Source organism: Peribacillus simplex, from assembly GCF_900156045.1.
Classification (GTDB): Bacteria; Bacillota; Bacilli; order Bacillales; family DSM-1321; genus Peribacillus; species Peribacillus simplex_D.
This window is the reverse complement of the sequence record NZ_FTMX01000005.1, coordinates 59,997-78,160: the sequence shown is the minus strand read 5'-3', so window position 1 is coordinate 78,160 and position 18,164 is coordinate 59,997. Positions and strand designations below refer to the sequence as shown.

The window sequence follows — 18,164 nt, the reverse complement described above, 5'->3', positions numbered from 1 at the left end:
TTAAAAGGTAAGTAACTTAATCTAGAAGACCGGTTGCTAAAAACCTAAAACCATGGTTTCAATCGTTTACATCCCATTTCTTTGAATGAAATTGGACAATCTCTTTCGTTTTTTAACCACTTTGACTTTTCCCAGGCAGGGGAAAACGTCAGTTAAGGCATAAAAAAATAGACCAATGCTTACTTTCCCCCATTACACATGCCCTGCTCAAATAAATCCCTTTCCTTACAGCGTCACTAACTTTGACGCATCAGAAAAAGAAAAGATATGCAGAAGCAAACATATAGATGGAGAAAAAGTAATCATTGGTCTACTTAACGCCCAGCAAGCGATAGCGCTTACTCCACGATCCGTCTTCCAAGAAACCTTTTCAATTATAGGCATAATAAAAAGACCTACGGAAATGTCAGATTGCCATTTTGCTATAGCATAACAAAAAAGCCTCCTGAATCAAGGTGGTCTTATGACCTCCTTCGCTTTAGCCGACGAAGTTAGCTGACGGGTAGGATGGCGAAAGAGTATCTCATCCCTTCTGCAAATGCAGAATTAACCCCAAAAATAGTGGGTCCTCCGTTCTCAATCACTTGAGATTTGGCCGATATCAAATTGTATTTCTGAGGTTATTGTACGCTCCTCACCGAAGGTTTGTAAACTCATATAAATCTTTAAAAAACTCCATATTCGTTCATTATAGGCCGTATTTAACCATTTAAAATACAAAAGTACTTTCTTTCTTTAAAATACTAACTATTTCACATTTTTCTAAAGTTTTACAAACTGTTATTGACAAGAACTCAAAAATGGCATTATTATAAACCCCATAAATTGGTCAGATAATTGGAGGCATTATGATAAATACAAAAAAAAGGCTAGAAGCTGAAATAAGTGAAGCATTCATTAAGTTCCAGCGCGAATTGATTGGAAGAGGACCTCAAGAAACTAAAACGTATATTATCAATGATATGTTGATAACGCGTTTCAAGGGTGTTCTAACTGTTGAGGAAAAGCACCTTGTAAGTCACAATTCTGGCAAAAAGCTTGTAAAGAAAATGCGTTCGCTGCTTCGTGAAATGTACACGAAGGATTACGAAAAAATTGTTGAAGATCATACAGGATGTAAGGTTCTTTCTTCTCACAGTGATATAAGCACCAAAACAGGTGAAAGAATTGAAGTTTTCATTATGGATAAGGATTTAGAACGTCTTTTTGAAACGATCAAGTAGAAAGGCTATAAAGTTACGATTCTTCCAAACAAATATTACAGTAAATTATTTCAAAAGAACTTTATATGAAGAAAACATCAGTGGGACGACAAAGATTAATGCCCCTTCACTGATGTTTATTGTTCTTTTAAATAGGCTCTTTTCGTAAAGATTGTTGTTTTTAAAACGAAACGATTTAAGGTTGATTGGAGCGCAAGTGCGAGACTCCTGCGGGAGCAGCGGGACAGGTGAGACCCCACAGGCGTTTACGCCGAGGAGGCTCACCGCCCGCCCCGCGGAAAGCGAGCATCTGGAGGGGAAATCAACCACACCGCTTTACTTGGTAAATAGCAACAAAGTAAGCGAAAACAGCCTTTAAATAAAATGAGAAAATCCCCAATCATGAAAAAACAGATTGGTTGTCCCAGCTTAATACACTATAAAAGTATTCGGATCTCCAGGTTCTTATATCCTATTCCTATCTTCAATATGAGATACACGATGTTCGCTTTGAATGGCGGATGATGATTTTCCTGAAACTTGATTCCATTCATCTTCTTGAAAACCCATATGAATTCGTCACACACACAAAAATAGAATGAACTATAAACTTAACAACAATAAAAAATCTATCAAAATATAACTTTTGAGGAAATAGCTTGTATGAGGAGACATGAAGAAATGGTTATTCAATGTATGCAGGAAGATAAGGGGTTTGGTCAGTCCTAAGTTTTGTCATCCGTTGGAGAGATTTGAAATCTTGTTTACATATAAAAAAAACCTGAGAGCACCGTGCTCTCGGGTTTTTAATATTCAATCGATATATCTTCTTGCTCCGGCATATTCCTCTCCGTATCCCGATGTTTTTATTTCATCTATCCTTACATGTGTAGAGCTGTTAGGCGAATGGATCATTTTGCCGTCACCTATATACATTCCGACATGATGCACCCTTCCCTTCCCTTTATCATAGGCAAAAAATAGTAAATCACCTGGTTGAAGGTTTTCTTGCTCCACCTTTTCTCCATGTTGCGCCTGAATGGAAGAGTCCCTTGGGATCGTTATTCCATTAGCATGGTACATTGTATAGGTAAATCCAGAACAGTCAAATCCAAAACCGGACATTCCAGCCCAGAGGTAAGGAAGTCCTAAAAACCCTTTTCCTGATTCAACGATGTCCTTACCGGTTGGAGCTGGTATTTGCTTTTCATTTTGATAGACGGAAACATCCTGCGTTTCTATCCACTTTGCTCCACTCGGTGTCATCACCTTCACTTTATCCTTTTTAGCCTGCAATAGCGGTAGGCGGGTATCGAAGCTGACCTCCATGAATTTGGAACGAATTTTAGAATCCGAATAAAGCCAAGCCTTCGGGGCATTTACAAGGGCAAATCCTCGTTTAAATTGCTTCTCAAAAGAATTTCCATCTTTTAATTGTGCTTTTGGCATCCATCCTGGATAACCTATATCATTTCTGGGCGTCGGTTGATTGGCCACGGCTACTTTCACCCATTCACCCCGTTCTTCTAAAATCGTCACTTTTGAACCATATAAAGCTTGTGTTTCCAAGTTACCCACAAGCCACAGCTTGTCTTCATAATTCATCGAGCCGATCCAGGCATTCAAATCAACGGGATTCGATGCAGAAGGAGCATCGATTTCCCTTAATAATCCCGGACCCGTCCAAAGGGTTGCCACGGCTACATCTACATAGGCAATTCTCTCCTTCTCTCTTGAACTAGCTTCATTGGGACTGAATGTAAAAATGCCAAAAGCAAATAAAGATAGTACTACAACGGTTAACCTTTTCAAAATCATCACCCTTTCGAAATAGTTTTTATTGAGTAAAAGACACTATTGTATTAATAGTGCCTTTTCCAAAAAATTATTTCTGCCCTTCATAAGGCTCATATTTCGCATACATATCTTTTCGGCGATTACGATCTTTGAAAGTGGTCGCTGCACCACTTTTTCGATTCTCATAAAGCTCATCCATATCGACCGTACCGGTAATGATTGTATGTTCATTCATTACCGCCTCTGCTACTATTCCATTTGCTGGCCAAGCGCTGTCACAGGGACTAAGTATACTGGCACGGCCGTATCCGTTCGGAAGGGGTGACCCAGGTTCACCAACAGTTGGGCAATGAACAAAATATACCTGATTCTCGATTGCACGCGCATGTGCGCAATGGCGAACCCGCCAAAAACCAGCCTCTGTAAATGTGTATGATGGGCAAAAAATGATGTCGGCCCCATTCACTGATAATATCCTTGAAATTTCAGGTATCTCGGCTTCATAACATACCGCTATTCCTATCTTAACCGGACCTACGGAGTAAACTTCCAAATCATCACCTTCAGAGGTATGCCAATTCGCTTCAGCAGGAAAGATATGAGTTTTTTTATGCTCATAGACCGTTCCGTCTTTATCAAAAATGTATGCAATATTGAAGTATTCATTTTCGCGGCGTTCCAGATGGGTGCCCGCAATGATGACCTGCTTTCTTTTTTTGGAAAGTGAGCTGAAAAAATCTTTGTATTGATTGGTATATTCATCAATCCTGATTACGGACGAAGCATCTTGTTCTCCAAAGGCCGCTGATAATCCGATGGTTAATAGTTCAGGAAAAATGATATAATCGGAGTTTTCAGGAACTTGGGTGATCAAGTCTTCTACTTGTTCCTGAAATTCATTGAAGTTTGACACTTTTTCCACTCGAAATTGACAAGCCGTTATTTTAATTTTCACAAAACCCCTCCCAAATCATGCTTCTTATTCCATTAGCCTGGTTAAAAGAAATTAGGATATCTTGTCCAGATCATTCATTTCGGTCTGTTGCATAGAGATATGTTTAGTCAGTGCACTTACAATGAATGTTACTAGAATATTAAACAACAAAGCTATGACGCCTGTACTGATATCATTAATTACATGTGGGGTATCCGGCAGGAATGTAGCAACCTTCACATCTGCAATTGTCGCATATAAAACAATCAGGACGCCTGCCAATATCCCTGCCATTGCACCATACTTATTGATTATATTGGTTTTTGGTAAACTGCAAAACAAGGATGGTGCCAGTTGTGTAATCAAACTGTATGACATGATATTCAAGATGGCCAAAGCCTCGCCGCCTGTTACCGTTACAATTAAAGCAATGATTGAGATACCGATGATGATGATCCTGGAGACAATCAACTGATGTGTTTCAGTAGCAGCAGGGACCAGAACTTTGTAAAAGCTATTTGTCAGACCTACCGATGCAGCCATTAGCATGACTGAAGCCGGTACTAGGGCCGTCAATAAACCTGCAGCTCCGATAACCCCTATCACCCATGGATCGAATGTTTGAATCGCCAGCCTTAAAAGTGAGAGATCCCCATCAGCTCCTTGCAAACCCGGGATTTCCATGATGGCTGTAAATCCGATGAAAAAAACGAATAGCAGTAACAATGTGTATAAGGGTAACGCAATCGCATTTTTGCGAAGGGTCCTTTCCCCATTGGACGATAAAACGACCATGAATGTTTGTGGCAGCAAATAAAAACCTAGTGCATTCAGCAAAACGGTGGACACAAACCATGACTGACTCAATCCCTGATCTGCCAAAACCAACATTTCCGGTTTAGCAGCTTGCACGGTCTCGAACATAGGCTGTATGCCTCCGAAGTAATGAACTGGAATGTAAATGCCTAAAAAGATAACGACTACCAATATCATGAAATCTTTCAGTATGGCTGTCCATGCTGATCCATGAATGCCTGAAATCATTACATAGGTAGTTACGACAACAGCACCGATCACACTTGCAGCAACTGGAGAAATTGCTCCATAAGATGCTTCGGAAACTATGATACCTAATCCTTTGAGCTGTATGACTATGTACGGCACTAGGGCTAAGCTTCCCAATACTGCCACGATCATCCCCATTGACCTGCTTTTATATTTAGATGCAAAATACTCTGGCTGAGAGATGATGGAATGGCGTTTTGAATATCTCCATATTTTAGGGACGAGCCAATATGATAGGACGTAGGCTAAGAAAATATAGGCTGGAACATAATAAGCAGCAGCACCTTTTGAGTAAGCCCACCCACTTCCGCCCAGGAATGTAAAAGTTGTATAAATTTCACCTGCTATCAAGAGAAAAATGAAGAATGTTCCGAAGCCCCTGCCCCCTACGGCAAATTGCTCCATGTCCATATCCTTCCCATTTCTTGCTTTTATCCCTAAATAAAGTGCCAGAACCAAGAAGATGGAAATGATGAGTAATGATATATTCATTCAGAATCACTCCCTTTATTATCAGGATCGAACTTATACACAATCATTAAGATGATCGATGCCATGACCATCCAAAATGCGACCCAAAATAACAAAAAAGGCATCCCCAATATGTACGGTTCTATTTTATTTGCATAGGACAATAAACCTAAGAACCCTATAAATGGAATAAAAAGCAATAGCTTAATAGCATTCAAATTATAGCCTCCCCTAATTAGGTTTCCGAAAATGGATCACCATCAGTCAAGCCTGGGTTCAAACTGAACTGATGGTTTAATAGCATCCGTGGCTAACTGTCATTAACTGCTTACAACGAATTGTATATGCGTCTTAAGGAGACTGGATGGCAAGGACCGTTTCCAATATAACATTGACTCCTTTTTCACAATCTTCCCAAGTAGTAAGTTCCTCTTCACAATGACTTTTACCGTTGATGCTTGGTACGAAAACCATGGCAGTCGGTATATAACTGGCTATAAACTGCGCATCATGTCCTGCACCGCTTACCATTCTCTTATAGGGTAGACCTAATGTATTGCTCGATTGCTCTAGCAAATTACAAATGGACTTGTCGAACCAAACGGTATCCCTGTCCCATAATTTTTTCACTTGGATGTCGCATCCGCCTTCTGAACCTGCAGTTGTAAGGCTTTTAATGATTTCCTCCACCTTTTCGATGACATTTGAATCCTTATGTCTCGCTTCTAGCGAAAATATCACTTTATTAGGTATAACCGTATGGATATTGGGAAACACATTTACCCTTCCCATCGTAAAAACCAAATCGTCTTCAAGCATGCCTAGCTTCTGACGAGCCTCCATAATCAAGGTATTCGCAGTGAAAAAAGCATCTTTTCTCATATTCATCGGGGTGGTACCGGCATGATCCGATTCTCCAGTAACTTCTATCTCATAGCACACCATGCCCAGGACACATTCAACGACACCGATCGTTAGTGATTCACGTTCAAGAATCGGACCTTGTTCAATATGCAATTCTAGAAATGCAGTCGCTTCTTTTAAACGATTCTCTATATCCCCTGCATATCCAATGGCATTCAAAGCACTTTCGAAAGTCGTTCCGTCACTATCCGTCTTTTGCAGCATGATGGATTTTTCGAATTTACCTGAAAGAACTCCCGAAGACATCATGGAAGGTTCGAATCTGGCTCCTTCTTCGTTCGTAAAATTGACGATCATTACCGGAATTTTCGGTTGGATATTATTTTCCACCAGAGTCCGCACGACTTCCAAGCCTGCAGCTACTCCCAAGATACCATCAAACCGCCCTCCCTTTTTTACGGTATCCATATGTGATCCCATCACAATAGGGGGTTTGTTTTCAAGTCCCGCTAATGTAGCGTAAATATTCCCCATATCATCAACCTTAATGGTCATACCCAATTCTTTACAGCAAGCGCAAAAGTAATCACGGACCAATCGGTCTTCTTCGGAAAGGGAAAGCCGTGTGACTCCATTGTTTTCTGTCCTTCCAAAATCAGCAAATTTCTCGAGCGTACGACTCAGCCTCTCACCATTAATTAATAATTTTTGCTTTTTCATAGCGAATATCCCCCTTTTAGATAACCTGCTAAATTCTACATGCGTTCGCTTAAGCCAAAAATGAAAGTGAAGGTATTTGTTGTTTTAGAATGGATACGCTAGATTTATATTTCTACTAATGTTCCCCTATGATAAAGAATCTCCCCATTCAAAATCGTTGATTCAACTTTCAAATCCTTGATATTTTGGGAATCCACTTTCAATATACTATCATTCAATACTACTAGATCGGCCAGCTTGCCTGCCTCCAGGCTGCCTTTGACATCTTCATCGAAACTCGCGAACGCGCCATTCCATGTGTATAGTTTTATGGCTTCCAATACGCTAATAGATTGAACCGGACCTATTTTCGTACCAGACCTGCTTGTTCTATTAACAGCAACGTGTATACCTAATAAAGGGTCGTGATCAGTTACGGGAGCATCGGAACCTCCTGCTGCCAAGATGCCATTATCAATATAATCACGGGCGGCGTACATGTGGTTGACCCTATTGCCGTAGTGTTCAATATATATATCGCCGAATTCATAAGGAAATGGGGGGTTGGGGATTGGGATGACTCCAAGTTCTTTCATCCTCATTTGTAAATCTGGAGAAGATATTCCAGCATGCTCGATTCTATGTCTATGATCTTTTCTGGGCGATTCATTCAAAGCCTTTTCCACGCAATTCAAATACATCTCTATCGCTTTGTCGCCTTGGGCATGGACTGTGATCTGATAGCCTTTTTTATGCGCCTGTCCTAATACTTGATAGATCTCCTCTTCCTTATAATAAAGAATGCCAAAATTGCCAGGATCACTCGAATAAGGCTCACGGGTAGCGATTGTCGGACCGGTACTGCTGCCATCCGTAAACAATTTAGCTGGTCCGATTTTGAATCTTTCGTCCCCAGTTCCGGTTATGACTCCTGAATCCACCATTTTATTTACAAATTCATGAGAATTATTCAATGAACCGACCATCGCATAAATACGGACACGAATATCCTTATTTTTTATGGCCTGCTGCATTAAACGGAAACTTTCAGGACCATGAGCACCAGCTTCATGAATGCTTGTTATGCCTGCTGCGATGAAATGCTCCGACGCTATTTTAACTGCTTTCAACAGTTCACTTTCTGAATAACTTGCTCTATCGGTCATTATCATATTTGCAGTTTCAATGAGTTTGCCTGTAATCCTTCCCGCGCTATCTTTTTCAATGATCCCTCCAGTCGGATTCTCTGAGCTCTCATCAATTCTTGCAATCGCTAACGCCCTGCTATTCACCACACTTATATGGCCGCATGTACGGGTTACCATGATGGGATGGTCTTTTGAAATAGCATCCAACTCCGCTATTGTAGGATAACGTTTTTCTTTCACGGCGGTTTCATTGAAGCCCCAGGCGCGGATCCACTCACCTTTAGGGATCGTCGAAGCTTTCTTCTTCAGATCGATCAATAAATCTTCTACAGATTTGATATGTTCAGCTTTACAACTTACTGCCAATTGATTGACACCGTACAATATAAGATGAATATGAGAATCTATAAACCCGGGAAGTAATGACTTCCCCTGCAAATCAATCACATTTGTTCCTTCTCCGATAAATACCTTCATTTCATGATTCGTACCGACTGCCGAGATACGATTATCTTTAATTGCCAGGGCTTCTGCGACTTCATTTTTTTGATTTACTGTTATGACCTCGCCATTTATGAATACGATATCAGCTTTCATCAAACAACACACCCCTTCCATATTGTTTCACCCTCATTACTACGTCCTCTTCCTTTGCTTTCTCCAGTCTTCACTTATCGGAATATTCTGTTTTCAACAAATTCATTATATCCACACCAGATTGGGAATTCATTAGACAAATAGTCAAAAATTTCATCGTTTTTTTATACCTTTTATATAATTATGTCTTATTTCCTATGATTTGTTGATCCAGTTCCCTTTTATCACGCAATAGTATTTATAATATTCCTAAGGGGTCTATAACCGATAAAAAAAGGGATAGGTATAGCTGCTGCTATGCTTCCCCATCCCACATTTCATATTTTTACAATCCATTCAATCTTCCGATAATGCCAATGGTCAAATACTGTTTGTTTGCATTAAAATCCCAAGTCCAGTAGCGAAGGCTTAATTCGCTTTTATCCACTTTTTCAATAAATGTTTTGACTCCAATCAATGCTGCCCCATAACCCACGTTCGAGGCCAATGCAAAGATGGCATTCAACCCTTCATTAATTGTATCCATATACTCAGGTTCGATTTTTAAGATATCAGTCCATGTAATGCAGAATCCATTTTGCTTGGTACATTTAGAAATAGAGTGATTCATTTTACGTACGATTTCATCCCTTAAATCTAAAATTCCATTCTTAATCTCTTCTGCGTCTTTTTTCTGATATTGGTGTTCATAATCAGAAAGCAGTTCCTTGGCCCAATTATAAAATAGTTGGGTATAGATGGCGGAGGTTGCCACGATATCAAAATCATTATAATTAGCAAAAACACTTTCAGAAAGCTGGCCTAACCGATTCTCGGTTTCCTTTAAATATTGAATGATTCCTTTTGCCGTTTCACCACGATCCAGCATGGAAGATAGGTGGTGATCAAAATCCACTTTATCGAGGCCTGTTACATCGATTTCTACAAGTTGAATTTTCTTCCGGGTCCGTTCAGGCAAATTAGCCGTACCCTTTTCCATACTCTCCATATCAATATCAAATAAGTATATGGAGTTGCATTTAGTCGCCAGATACTCCAAATCCAAATCATCGCAATTGCCTGCACCAACGATAGCCACCTTATCTGCGAACGCTTTTTTTGAAAAAACGGCATCGAATAGCCCTGTAACCTGGATACGATGCTGTTGCCACCGCATCTTCCTGTATTCATCCCGATTATGATTCATTTTTCTTTGATAGATTTCCAAGTCAATCTCTCCCTTTAGGGTACTAACCATTTATTTATTGTAACAAAGTATCCCGATATTTTGGAGGGCGGGCAATTTAGATTTCGCACCGTGAAAAGATCGGCTTAATTTCCATAGTAAAATGAGCGATAATAATGTTAGAATAATATGGTAATTATTGATAAGTAGCTGAGAGTACAGGAGGGTTTTCCTTGAGCAAAACAAAAAAGATTTTACTTATTTTACTTAGTATTTTTTCAATCATCGTCGCCGGAGTGATGATACTTGTGTTTTCATTCACACAGAGTATGAAAGCAGATCCCGCTGAAGAAAAGAAGGTCCGGGATCAAGCAGAACGATATTTAGGGAAAACTTTTGATGGCGGGACCGAAATATATGATGTCCTATACGATAATATGGGAAACCGGGGCTATTTTGAATACGCAGCTAAAGTGAAACATGAAAAATATGATACTCAATTTCTAGTTTTCTTTAATGATGAAACAGGGGAAATGGAGGATACATTCATATCTGATAAATGGCAAGATGATGCAGAAAAAGAAATCAGGCCTTATGTTGAAAAAGAACTTGGTGACGTATTGATTTCCAAGGAAATGGGAGATATTGCAGAGAGTGATGAGTGGAAGGAGATTCAGGAAAAATTAGGCGATCGTAATCAATTACTCTTGGTCTTTGATGAGGCGATTGGGAAAGAATTGAAGATTGATCCGAATAAACCAGCCAGCTATAAAGATTACGATGTGTCCCCAACCATTCGGATTACCCTTTCACGTAAGAAACAGGACGCAGATGAAGACCGCTTTACCGAAATTATCAATGCCCTAATTAAAGATGGCGTCCTTAAACATGGAACTATGATTGTAGAATACATTAGTACCAATGGTGTGCCACTTGAAGATGATGAATGGAGGAAATCTTTTTAAAGGTTTGAGATTTTTTAAAATAAAATACACAGCAAAAATTTTTATCAATTTTTGCTAGACCAGCGGTTCGATAAATACTGAATACTTTCATTCCTTAGACTCCAAGCCTTTTTCCCACTGTTTTCATCCTTACTTTTTGTAAAAAGTACATTATATTTCAGATAATATATATATTTCGGAAAAATATATTATGCTAACAAAGTGAAATGAAGTGTAAAATCATCTTTTTTTAGTCTTTCTTATTATTCATTATGAAAATTATTAATCCTTCCACCTGAGTTACAGCCTTATTTTATGAACAAATTTACCTAGTAAAATATATCCACCAGCTCTTTTATACCGTTAACGATAAACGTTAAACGAAAGAATCCCCCACTCCCTATTGAAGTTTCAAATTCAATAAGAGTGGGGATTTTATTGTATTTAACGTATTTTTCAATCATACAATATACCCTATCGGTAAAAATTTCGGCATTTTCACAAAATTTAAAATAGGAATATTAACCCAGGACTTTTACCCTTTTTTCAATCGTATAAATATTCAAAAAAATGTCGAGTTGAGTCATCTATCCTTTTACCCTTATACTAGGGTAGAAAAATCGAAGGAGGAATTACACATGAAGAAGGAAATTTCAATTATTGGTGTTCCAATGGATCTTGGTCAAACTAGAAGAGGAGTGGATATGGGGCCGAGTGCCATAAGATATGCAGGATTGAGTGAAAGACTAGAAAACATTGGCTATACTGTCCGTGATGAAGGTGATATTAAAGTAGAAATACAGGAAAGAGCACAAAGTGATATCGACACAAATTTAAAGAATCTGCAGGACGTAGCAGAAGGTAATGAAAAATTGAGCCAAAAAGTGGATGAAATCATCCAATCCAATCGGTTTCCTTTAGTATTAGGAGGAGATCACAGTATAGCAATCGGGACATTAGCCGGTTTAGCGAAGCATACTGAAAACTTAGGTGTAATATGGTATGATGCACATGGAGATTTAAACACTGCCGAAACTTCCCCATCAGGAAACATACATGGTATGTCCCTAGCAGTAAGTTTGGGTCTTGGCCACCCTGCACTGACTAACATTGGCGGATACTCTCCAAAGGTCAAACCAGAAAATATCGTCATTATTGGTGCCCGTTCTTTAGACCAAGGTGAGAAAGAGTTAATCAGGGAAAAAGGAATTAAAGTCTATACGATGCATGAGATTGATAGAATGGGTATGACAAAAGTGATGGAAGAATCGATTGCCTATCTGAAGGAGCGTACTGATCTTGTTCATTTATCACTTGATCTTGATGGTCTTGATCCAGATGATGCACCAGGGGTCGGAACGCCTGTAATGGGAGGCATTAGCTACCGTGAAAGCCATCTAGCCATGGAAATGCTAGCTGAAGCTAATATCATTACATCAGCAGAGTTTGTTGAGATAAACCCAATATTGGACGAGCATAACAAAACGGCTGAAGTTGCTGTCGCATTAATGGGCTCATTGCTTGGGGAAAAATTACTTTATGGAGCGGAAGATCATATCACTCCTGATTTATTGGCTCATGTTAAATAATGGGACTCTTTGTTTTTGATAGAAAAATAGAGAGTTCGTTAAAGTGATACTCCAATGGAAAAAGCCCATACTTCATTTATGTGCTTCTTCCCCCATTGGCGGATGATCGACTTGAACCATTTACATCCCTAGTTTCCTGACGCTTGGCTTCCTTTTCTTTATTAAACGGCGCTTTCGAAATTAATTCTGCATAGGTACCTATGTTCATTGACTCATGATTCTTTAATGCAGAAGTAATCTCTTTTCGGAGGGAATTCGATATCATCTAAGAATTAAAGCTATTAGACTTGTGAAAACAAAAATTCCCTAATAACGTCCCAACATAAATGAAACCGTTTGCACCCATCAGGTAAAGGAGTTTTTCAATGAAAACAGCAGAAAATCAACCAAATGAATTAAAACGGAGCATGAAAGCAAGACATTTATTTATGATTTCAATAGGGGGATGTATTGGTACGGGCTTTTTCATTGGTTCAGGCTATACCATTCATGAAGCAGGAGCCTTCGGTGCTATCCTCTCTTACATAGTCGGCGGCTTCATCATGTATTTAACGATGCTTTGTCTAGGTGAACTATCCGTTGCCATGCCTGTTTCCGGTTCGTTTCAGACATATGCGACTAAGTTCATCGGTCCTGGAACCGGTTTTGCCATCGGATGGCTTTACTGGTTAGGTTGGGCCGTAACAGTTGCTTTAGAGTTTTTGGCGGCAGGACAGCTTATGCAAAGATGGTTTCCCGAATCACCCGTTTGGATGTGGTGTGCAATCTTCGCTTTTCTCATATTTTCACTAAACGCCTTATCAGCAAAGGCATTTGGAGAATCGGAGTTTGTTTTTTCCAGCATAAAAGTATTGGCCATCATTCTTTTCATCATCGTTGGCGGTGCTGCTATGTTTGGAATGATTGATATGAAAGGTGGACAAGAAGCTCCATTTTTCTCCAACTTTGTCGCTGAGGGTCTTTTCCCCAATGGGATATCGGCCCTGCTAATCACAATGATTACAGTGAACTTTTCCTTCCAGGGCACAGAATTAATCGGAATTGCCGCTGGAGAAAGTGAAAACCCGGAAAAGGTCATACCAAAATCCATCAAACAAACGGTTTGGAGAACCCTTTTCTTCTTTGTTCTTTCGGTCACTGTACTTTCAGCGATGATCCCAAGGGAAAAAGCCAGCATCTCAGAAAGTCCATTCGTTGTTGTACTAGATAGTATCGGAGTTCCGTATGCAGCTGACATCATGAACTTCATCATTCTCACAGCACTATTGTCAGTGGCGAACTCAGGTCTTTATGCTGCGACACGTATGCTCTACTCGCTCTCAAGAGAAGGTATGGCAAGTCCGAAGCTCGGTTTGGTGAATAAGAGAGGGATTCCGCTTAATGCCTTGCTTATCACCCTTGCAATTGCCGGTTTGTCTTTACTTTCAAGTGTAGTAGCTGCAGACACAATATTTGTCTTTCTTCTCTCCCTTGCAGGATTAGGTGCACAAATTGGCTGGATTGCCATATCTGCTAGTCTTCTTGCGTTTAGAAAATCCTATACCCGCCAAGGTGGAAAGATAGAAAATCTGAAATTCAAAGTTCCGCTATACCCATTCATCCCCATTCTTGCCTTACTAACAAACTGCATCGTCATGATCAGTTTAGCGTTTGTTCCTGAGCAGCGAATGGCCCTTTATTGCGGGGGAGCATTCTTCCTTGGATGTTATGCGGTTTATCACTTAAGAGTGAAGAAAAACAAGACCATAGAAACTCCCAAGCAGGAAGTTGAATTAAATGCCGGTAAAAAAATGGTCATTTAATTTAGAAAGCTTCGTAGTATAGTAAATGGTGAACAGCGATCTTTACAATCCATCAAGATTGCTGTTCAAAGAAGAAATACCCTGGATGTTTACACACCCAGGGTATTTCTTTTATTAGGCTGTTTTCGCATACTTTGTTGCTATTTACCAAGTAAAGCGGTGTGGTTGATTTCCCCTCCAGATGCTCGCTTTCCGCGGGGCTGGCGGTGAGCCTCCCTCGGCGTAAACGCCTGTGGGGTCTCACCTGTCCCGCTGCTCCCGCAGGAGTCTCGCACTTGCGCTTCAATCAACCTTAAATCGTTTCGTTTTAAAAACAACAATCTTTACGAAAAGAGCCTTTATTTAATATAGGTACCCAATGGTAAACCGCTTTCCAGCTTTTTTAGTCCCCCTAACTATACCCTGTCCATAATAATACGCATATAATAGGAAGTTAAATTTCCAGCTCCATCTCGGCAATAAAAACAAGTATGAAAACAAAAAAAATCATCTTAATCGATGATATTATATTGTGCAAATTCCTTTAATCTAGGCAGGATTGGCTCTAAAATTTCCTTGGCTATGTAATCGGTATCCAATCCAATGAAGCGTTCACTTTCCATGTCGACCGATCTCGCGTTTTCCGGGTCATTACAAAAAATAAACGATATGATTCCGCTATCTTCCTTCATATCTACATATTTAAATGTAATGTCATGTTTCGCCAGACAACTTTCAAACGCAATGCACAATTCATCTATATTTAATTGACTAATAGATGTGAATTTCATATTGATCATCCCCTCTGCTAAAGGATAGCAAAATAAAGCATGAATTTCAAAGCGAAATTCAAGTCCCATTCTTATGTTCATGACTCATCTGACACGTTCGACCAACGAATATCACCGTATGAATCCTTTTGATGAAGATGGCATGGCTAATGATTTTCCCATTAGAAATGAATGTAACCATTCTATTTCATTCAATTTCCCACCCTTACCCTGATTTAATTTTTTATCTTTCAACAGCGATTAATAAGGATTGCCATAGGCATAACCGCATTTGGTATCGCCGGGAACTGCAGTTCCTCATGAATATTCCATGGCATGTCTCATATCTTTATACAAACACCTTGTTAGGAGTGGGCCAACATGAAATCTTTTTATAAAGGAACGCTCATTTTGATTGTCGCAGCGTTTTTTGGTGAATGTATCGAATTTTTAGTGAACATGCTCCTGGCCAGGGAATTACACGAAGAGGGCATGGGGCTTTATATGTCCATATTGCCAATTTTCTTTTTGATATATGTGATCGCCAGTCTTGAATTACATATTTCCATTTCAAAATTCGTAGCGGAAAATAAGCAGGCAATGCATTATAATCTTATCATTCATGCACTTAAAATGGCTGCAGTCGTGGTATTGGTGATGTGTATAGTCATGCCTTTCATACTTTACTTCTCATCCATAATGGACAGATACCATCCCTATATTAAATGGCTGCTCATCTCATTGATCCCCATAGTTTCCTTTTCATCGATTGCTAGGGGTTATTTCATGGGTGTCCAGCAAATGGGGAAGATTGCCTTATCCAATTTTTTAAAAGATATCATTCAATTCGGTTTGCTTTTCCTCATGTTTAATTTGTTTCATTTTAACCAGGAAAAGTCATTATTGATGGCCTTTTTTGTTTTGATCGGCAGTGAGTTCCTCGTTTTTCTATACTTGATCAACCTTTTGATTCTTCAAATGCGAATCATGAGGCGCGGTACGAACTCGTGGACAACCGGTAAACATGCACGACAAAAGTTATTGGCCGTTTCGCTGCCCACCATGGGGTTAAGGATCTTTCATGCGATAACGAATGCCATCCAACCTTTTTTGATCCATACTGCCCTTCTCTCGGCAGGATTCGGTGCGGTAGTGGCTACAGAGCACTTTGGAATGCTGACTGGTGTTGCGATGACGATTGGCTTCTTTCCGGCCTTTATCGCGCATTCCTTAATGATCATGCTCATTCCGAATGTTTCGAATGCTTACAAGAAGCAGGATAAGGAAAAATTGAGGGTTTTATTGCAAAAATCGATGTCTTTCACCATATTATATGGAGTTCCGGCTGTGATTTTCATTTATTTCTTTGCGGAGCCTTTAACCTCCCTCTTTTTTTCTTCAACATCTGCCGCATACTATTTAAAATTATTATGTCCTTATTTTCTTTTTCATTTTTTTGTCATTCCCATGCAAGCTTATCTCATCGGCCTGGGATTAGTGAAGGATGCTTTCATCCATACCGTATGGTCCCATATTGTTGCCTTTTTAATGATGTATATCCTAGGGTCTCAGGCTTCTCTTAATATGGGAGGAATCATTTTAGGAATGAATACCGGTGCTGTATTATTAACTTTCATGCACTACTTGACCATTTGCAAAAAAATTGGCATAAGCATCTTACTGACGAAGTCAAGATCCATATCGATAAAGTGAGGCAAAAACCCCTGCTGTTATAGGTTTATTACGAATATGATTAAAAATATTGAGCCTTTCCCTGTACATATCACCTTCGTTACTGTATATTTCAACATACTTGGGTAATAATCAAGTAAAATGGTTTAAACTAACCATAGAATTATAATGGAGTGATTTCATGAGTAAAGCTAAGGCTAAGAGTGGAACGGGTAAAGGTACGGGCACTGGAACGGGCAAGAAGGGCTGGAATCGTTGGAAAACAAGTGCCAATAAGAAAAAAAGTGCGAAACCATATGTAAGTAAAGGCGTCAAACATTCCAATGACTCAAAAACATCCAGTCATGCTTCAGGTGACAAGACAGAAAAATAATTGCTTGTCCTATAATCCATACAGAATTTATGTTTGTTCCATATTCTCATACAGAGTGTAAAGAGATCTGTATGAGAGAAATGGGTCTTATAGATATAAACCAAGGGCGAAATCCATATAAAGCATAAGACTACAGCTATTATACATACCATCAAAAAAGACACTCCAAATTCCGGTAGTGTCTTTCATTTTTTAATATTTTCTTTTTATCTAAATTGGTTTTTGGGTTTGATAGCATTGATTTTTTTGGGGGTAAACTCTGTACGGAAACCGTTAGTGGCTTTTTTAACAGATTCTGTAACTGAATGTATCGCTTCACCAACATCCTGAGCTGAATCCAATAATGGTTCAACTGTTTTCATTTTAGTTTTTACATCGTCTGTGATTTCATTTGCAGTTTGCAATAGTTGTTTCGATTCGCCGGACAAATCATGGATGGCATTTCTCACCTCAGCCAATGTTTGATTGGCTTCTCCTATCATGACCATTCCTTTTTGAAGAGTACTGATTAAAAATACGACCAACCAAATGAAGGCTAAAGCTATCGCAGCCACACTATATTGAATTATCAAGATTAAGATCCCCCTCTAAATTAAATAGTAGAAATGATTGTTTTAAATATGTTAGTGAATCCCGGGGTGCCTGATTTTAATGATAAATAATGATACTATTTGATTATTATTTGAACCCCCTCCGTTTCAGTTCGAGTCGAAGGAACTGTCGGAGTGGATAAATCCTTAGGGCGGCCTTCCAAACTCGCTTCTTTCATGGAATTGGTTACATTATGAATCATTTCCCCAACATCTTGAGCTGATTCCAGCAATGGATCGACATTTTCCATCTTCCCTTTAACATCCGCTGTAATTTGATTGGCAGAGTGGATCAATTGTTTGGACTCTTGCGTCAATCCATGTACCGCATTTCTTACCTCTTCCAGTGTCTTATTTGTTTCTTCGAGCGTTCCCATTCCTTTACGCAGCGTCTGGTTGACATTATATATCAAATACACGACGGCTCCGGAGACACTGGCCACACTTAATTTAATAAACATTTTCATATATCCACTCCTTTCA

The 18,164-nt window shown here is 39.4% G+C and carries 16 protein-coding genes and 1 riboswitch; of the genes, 6 read left to right on the top strand and 10 right to left on the bottom strand.

All coding sequences use genetic code 11. The features are described from left to right. Positions 1-465 precede the first annotated feature (465 nt). Positions 466-607: riboswitch (cyclic di-AMP (ydaO/yuaA leader) on the bottom strand. 241 nt (positions 608-848) lie between these two features. Then, positions 849-1,223 (top strand): Na-translocating system protein MpsC family protein, encoded by a 375-nt coding sequence (locus tag BW986_RS17425; protein WP_179086106.1) that lies wholly within the window; start codon positions 849-851, stop codon positions 1,221-1,223. Between the two features lie 792 nt (positions 1,224-2,015). Here the strand turns inward: BW986_RS17425 and BW986_RS17415 are convergent. The 7 genes from BW986_RS17415 to BW986_RS17385 form a co-directional block, all read right to left on the bottom strand. Continuing rightward, complete coding sequence (locus BW986_RS17415; RefSeq protein ID WP_076369137.1) at positions 2,016-3,020, bottom strand: C40 family peptidase; 1,005 nt, start codon at positions 3,018-3,020, stop codon at positions 2,016-2,018. 67 nt (positions 3,021-3,087) lie between these two features. Next, on the bottom strand, positions 3,088-3,954 hold the full coding sequence (locus BW986_RS17410; RefSeq protein ID WP_076369136.1) for a carbon-nitrogen hydrolase family protein: 867 nt from the start codon (positions 3,952-3,954) through the stop codon (positions 3,088-3,090). A gap of 51 nt (positions 3,955-4,005) precedes the next feature. After that, entirely contained in the window at positions 4,006-5,490 is a 1,485-nt protein-coding gene (locus BW986_RS17405; protein ID WP_076369135.1) for a sodium:solute symporter family protein, read from the bottom strand. Continuing rightward, the gene (locus BW986_RS17400; protein ID WP_076369134.1) at positions 5,487-5,687 is read right to left on the bottom strand and encodes a DUF3311 domain-containing protein; all 201 of its coding nucleotides are present in this window, start codon (positions 5,685-5,687) and stop codon (positions 5,487-5,489) included. Before BW986_RS17400 ends, BW986_RS17405 begins: the two co-directional genes overlap by 4 nt. A 133-nt stretch (positions 5,688-5,820) precedes the next feature. After that, entirely contained in the window at positions 5,821-7,053 is a 1,233-nt protein-coding gene (locus BW986_RS17395; protein ID WP_076369133.1) for a Zn-dependent hydrolase, read from the bottom strand. A gap of 104 nt (positions 7,054-7,157) precedes the next feature. Further along, a complete protein-coding gene (locus tag BW986_RS17390) occupies positions 7,158-8,777 on the bottom strand; it encodes an amidohydrolase (RefSeq protein ID WP_076369132.1) in 1,620 nt (539 codons plus the stop codon). Between the two features lie 325 nt (positions 8,778-9,102). Then, on the bottom strand, positions 9,103-9,984 hold the full coding sequence (locus BW986_RS17385; RefSeq protein WP_076369131.1) for a hypothetical protein: 882 nt from the start codon (positions 9,982-9,984) through the stop codon (positions 9,103-9,105). 191 nt (positions 9,985-10,175) lie between these two features. On the opposite strand from BW986_RS17385, the gene BW986_RS17380 reads away from it, so the two are divergent. From BW986_RS17380 to BW986_RS17370, 3 genes are all read left to right on the top strand, one after another. Then, positions 10,176-10,907 (top strand): hypothetical protein, encoded by a 732-nt coding sequence (locus BW986_RS17380; RefSeq protein ID WP_260320887.1) that lies wholly within the window; start codon positions 10,176-10,178, stop codon positions 10,905-10,907. Between the two features lie 617 nt (positions 10,908-11,524). Beyond that, positions 11,525-12,475: an arginase gene (gene rocF / locus BW986_RS17375; protein ID WP_076369130.1), complete on the top strand. Its 951-nt coding sequence runs from the start codon at positions 11,525-11,527 to the stop codon at positions 12,473-12,475. 365 nt (positions 12,476-12,840) lie between these two features. Next, entirely contained in the window at positions 12,841-14,277 is a 1,437-nt protein-coding gene (locus BW986_RS17370; protein WP_076369129.1) for an amino acid permease, read from the top strand. Positions 14,278-14,768: 491 nt separating this feature from the next. On the opposite strand, the gene BW986_RS17365 is transcribed toward BW986_RS17370, so the two are convergent. Further along, a complete protein-coding gene (locus BW986_RS17365) occupies positions 14,769-15,047 on the bottom strand; it encodes a hypothetical protein (RefSeq protein WP_142244673.1) in 279 nt (92 codons plus the stop codon). Between the two features lie 360 nt (positions 15,048-15,407). On the opposite strand from BW986_RS17365, the gene BW986_RS17355 reads away from it, so the two are divergent. Together BW986_RS17355 and BW986_RS17350 are read left to right on the top strand one after the other, a co-directional pair. Beyond that, positions 15,408-16,739, top strand: a complete 1,332-nt coding sequence (locus BW986_RS17355) for a polysaccharide biosynthesis protein (protein ID WP_076369126.1) — start codon at positions 15,408-15,410, stop codon at positions 16,737-16,739. Between the two features lie 160 nt (positions 16,740-16,899). Next, on the top strand, positions 16,900-17,091 hold the full coding sequence (locus BW986_RS17350; RefSeq protein ID WP_076369125.1) for a DUF3934 family protein: 192 nt from the start codon (positions 16,900-16,902) through the stop codon (positions 17,089-17,091). Between the two features lie 206 nt (positions 17,092-17,297). Here BW986_RS17350 and BW986_RS17345 read toward each other — a convergent pair whose 3' ends face one another. Then, a complete protein-coding gene (locus BW986_RS17345) occupies positions 17,298-17,663 on the bottom strand; it encodes a DUF948 domain-containing protein (RefSeq protein WP_076369124.1) in 366 nt (121 codons plus the stop codon). A 95-nt stretch (positions 17,664-17,758) separates the two neighbouring features. Continuing rightward, positions 17,759-18,148 (bottom strand): DUF948 domain-containing protein, encoded by a 390-nt coding sequence (locus tag BW986_RS17340; protein WP_076369123.1) that lies wholly within the window; start codon positions 18,146-18,148, stop codon positions 17,759-17,761. Positions 18,149-18,164: the final 16 nt, after the last annotated feature.